This is a genomic window from uncultured Parvimonas sp. (assembly GCF_963524015.1).
In the GTDB taxonomy this organism is placed as follows: domain Bacteria; phylum Bacillota; class Clostridia; order Tissierellales; family Peptoniphilaceae; genus Parvimonas.
Genome location: NZ_CAURDT010000015.1, coordinates 1 through 3,392, shown reverse-complemented (window position 1 = coordinate 3,392; position 3,392 = coordinate 1). Strand labels below are relative to the sequence as shown.

General features: G+C 28.7%; 4 protein-coding genes and 1 pseudogene. All 5 read left to right on the top strand.

What is annotated here, in order from left to right; translation table 11 throughout:
- Positions 1 to 285, top strand: a pseudogene (locus RWJ08_RS07565) (hypothetical protein); the annotation flags it as partial.
- 30 nt (positions 286 to 315) lie between these two features.
- Positions 316 to 750 carry an Rrf2 family transcriptional regulator gene (locus tag RWJ08_RS07560; RefSeq protein WP_313961660.1) on the top strand — a complete coding sequence of 145 codons (435 nt, stop codon included), beginning with the start codon at positions 316 to 318 and terminating at the stop codon, positions 748 to 750.
- A 23-nt stretch (positions 751 to 773) separates the two neighbouring features.
- On the top strand, positions 774 to 1,394 hold the full coding sequence (locus RWJ08_RS07555; protein ID WP_313961659.1) for a 4Fe-4S binding protein: 621 nt from the start codon (positions 774 to 776) through the stop codon (positions 1,392 to 1,394).
- A 4-nt stretch (positions 1,395 to 1,398) separates the two neighbouring features.
- Positions 1,399 to 2,196: a protein-ADP-ribose hydrolase gene (locus RWJ08_RS07550; protein ID WP_313961658.1), complete on the top strand. Its 798-nt coding sequence runs from the start codon at positions 1,399 to 1,401 to the stop codon at positions 2,194 to 2,196.
- On the top strand, positions 2,180 to 3,163 hold the full coding sequence (locus RWJ08_RS07545; RefSeq protein WP_313961657.1) for a hypothetical protein: 984 nt from the start codon (positions 2,180 to 2,182) through the stop codon (positions 3,161 to 3,163). The genes RWJ08_RS07550 and RWJ08_RS07545 overlap by 17 nt, the downstream gene beginning before the upstream one ends.
- The last annotated feature ends 229 nt before the right edge of the window (positions 3,164 to 3,392 follow it).

The following is a 3,392-nucleotide window of genomic DNA, read 5'->3' as shown; positions in this document are numbered from 1 at the left end:
AACTATATTCAACACAATGTTGCAATTGCAGACGGTGTCTCAGGGCTTGGAGCTGCTTTAGAAGCAATGGCAAAACAAGGAATACAAATGATATACAATAAAACCCATTTTGTTCTTGCAGATGGAGATTATGCACTTGCAGTTAGTGAAGGAAGTTTTGCAGGAGCAGCAACAACATTTTATGACTTATTCCGTGTTGAAAATGGAAAAATTGCAGAACACTGGGATGTTATGGAAACATTAGCAGATAAATCAACTTGGCAAAATCAAAATGGAAAATTTTAATTTAACTTTTGATAATAGGAGAATTATACTATGCAAATATCAAGCAGATTTACTATAGCCTTACATATTTTTACTTGTGTGGACACATTTAAGGATGAATATAAAATTACAAGTGAGTTTCTTGCAGGAAGTATAAATACTAATCCTGTTATCATTCGGAAAATTCTTACACAACTAAAAAATGCAGGCTTAATTACAGTAGCAAGAGGAACAGGAGGTATATTACCTACAAGACCTTTAAAAGAGATAAGTTTTTATGATGTCTATCAAGCAATAGAACCTGTGGAAAATGGAGACTTATTTAATTTTCATAGTAGCCCTAACCCTCAATGTCCTGTGGGAAAAAATATACATGCTTTACTTGATGATAAACTAAAAACTATTCAGCTTGCAATGGAAAATGAAATGAAAAAATATACACTAGATGATTTAAGAATTGGAATGCAAGAACTTTTGAAAAAATAAAATATAATTTAGGAGAGATTATAATGGAAACGAGAGACTATTTAAGTTATATAGTAAATGAAATTCATACAGTTATAGTTGCTACTGTAGATAAAGATGGACTTCCAGTTACCGCAGCTATAGATATGATGGATTCAGATGATAACAGTTTATATTTTTTGACAGCAAAAGGTAAAAATTTTTATGACAGACTAAAAGACAAAAATTTTCTTGCATTTACAGCAATGAAGGGTGAAGATACAATGTCAAGAGTGGCAGTATCTATTAGAGGAAAAGTTAAAGAACTTGGATATGAAAACATTCCTAAATTATTTGAAAAAAATAAGTATATGTACGAGATATATCCAACTATTGAATCAAGACAAGCTTTAACAGTATTTCAAATCTATGAAGGAAATGGAGAATGGTTCGATTTATCAAAGAAGCCTATAGAAAGAGAAAACTTTGTTTTTGGAAATGCCAGCCAAGAAACAAATGGATATTTTATTACAGATAGTTGCATTGGATGTAATAAGTGTATTGAAGTTTGTCCTCAAAATTGTATCATCATTGATAGCATACCCTATGTAATTGAGCAAAATCATTGTCTGCACTGTGGAAATTGTTTTAGAGTCTGTCCAATTGGAGCAGTTGAAAGAAGGTAAAATTATGAATAGAACTCAAGAAGAAAAATTAGATTATCTCTTAGAAAAATTCAAAGCTGATTCTACTAGTTATAAAAACATAGAAATTCCAGATAATATAATAGAAAAAAAGCGTATTTTACGCTCTCTTATGAACATTCGTATGCCAAAAAAAATGCCAGAAGAAGTTATAAAAGTGCAAGATGAATACCTATCTACTTGTGCTAAGGAAAAAGGAATTGTAAAATTATCAGATATTCCTATAATTAAAGATAATTTATCTATTTGGCAAGGAGATATAACAAGACTTGAAGTAGATGCAATTGTCAATGCAGCAAATTCTAAAATGTTAGGATGTTTTGTTCCTATGCATACTTGTATAGACAATCAAATTCATACTTTTGCGGGAGTACAACTTAGAGAAGAATGTTATAATCAAATGAAAAAATTAAAAGAAAAATATGGAAATGATTATGTACAGACTACAGCTATTCCTATGATTACAAATGCATATAATCTTCCTGCAAAAAAGGTAATCCATATTGTTGGACCAATAGTTATGAATAGACTTAGTCCTGAATTAGAAAAAAATTTAGAAGATTGTTATAAAAATACATTAAATATCTGTTTGGAAAATGGTATAAAAAGTCTAGCATTTTGTTGTATATCAACAGGTGAGTTTCATTTTCCAAATAAGAGAGCAGCAGAAATTGCTGTGAATACAGTATTAGAATGGTCTTTAAAACATCCTAATTCAATGGAAAGAATTATCTTTAATGTATTCAAAGATGAAGATAGGAGATATTATGAAGAATTATTATAATAAAAATGGATATAGAGAGACAATTCAAAAAGGCTTAAATATTGTGAGAAATTTGAGTGGTAATATATCTATTGGAAAAGGTAAAAAAGAAGTGCAACTTAAAAGATTAAAAAATGAAATTCAAAATGCTGATACTATTATAATAGGTGCTGGTGCAGGTTTATCAACATCTGCTGGTTTAACATATAGTGGAAATAGATTTGAAAAGTATTTCTTTGATTTTGCTGAAAAATATGGAATAAAAGATATTTATTCTGGTGGATTTTACCCTTTTCCCAATAACGAAACTAAATGGGCATGGTGGGCAAGACAGATTTATTTCAATAGATATATAGCCCCTCCAAAGCCTGTTTATAGAAATCTCCTTTCTCTTTTAAAAGATAAAAATTATTTTGTTATCACAACAAATGTAGATCATCAATTTCAAAGAGCAGGCTTTGATAAAAATAGATTATTTTATACTCAAGGAGATTATGGTTTATTTCAAAGTATTAATCCAAAAACTCAAAAAACCTTTGATAATGAAAATTGGGTTATGAAAGCAATGGAAGCCCAAGGATTTATCAAAGATAAAAATGGAGTATTTATTGTTCCTGATAACAAAGAAATCTCTATGCAAATTCCAACTGCTCTCATTCCTAAATGTCCTGATGATAATTCAGATATGACAACAAATCTTAGAATAGATGACTCTTTTGTAGAAGATGAAGGATGGCATAAAGCCTCTGAAGCATATTATAATTTTCTTGAAGAAAATAAAAATAAACATATTTTATTCTTAGAACTTGGAGTTGGAGCAAATACTCCAATGATTATAAAATATCCTTTTTGGCAGATGACAATGATAAATGAAAAATCTATATATGCATGTATTAATTATGGTGAAGTATTTTGTCCACAAGAAATAGAAGATAGAAGTATTTGTATAGATGAAGATATTGGATCTGTTCTGGAATTAATTAAATAATTGAAAAGTTAAAAAGGAAAAATTTTGATTTTTTCCTTTTTTTATTGCACAGAATATATTATAATATAAGAGTAAAACAACTGACCGATTGGTCATTTTTGGAGGAATAAAATGAAAATACGAAATAACTTAATTTTTCTTTCATTTATTTTATTTTTATCTTGTTCCAATGTAAATATTGAAAATGAAAATAAAACTATGATGGAAGGATTAAAAGAAAAAGAAATAA

Excerpts from the sequence above, each read along its gene's own strand:
- RWJ08_RS07560 (WP_313961660.1), top strand. The coding sequence starts at position 316 with ATGCAAATATCAAGCAGATTTACTATAGCCTTACATATTTTTACTTGT.
- RWJ08_RS07555 (WP_313961659.1), top strand. The coding sequence starts at position 774 with ATGGAAACGAGAGACTATTTAAGTTATATAGTAAATGAAATTCATACA.
- RWJ08_RS07550 (WP_313961658.1), top strand. The coding sequence starts at position 1,399 with ATGAATAGAACTCAAGAAGAAAAATTAGATTATCTCTTAGAAAAATTC.
- RWJ08_RS07545 (WP_313961657.1), top strand. The coding sequence starts at position 2,180 with ATGAAGAATTATTATAATAAAAATGGATATAGAGAGACAATTCAAAAA.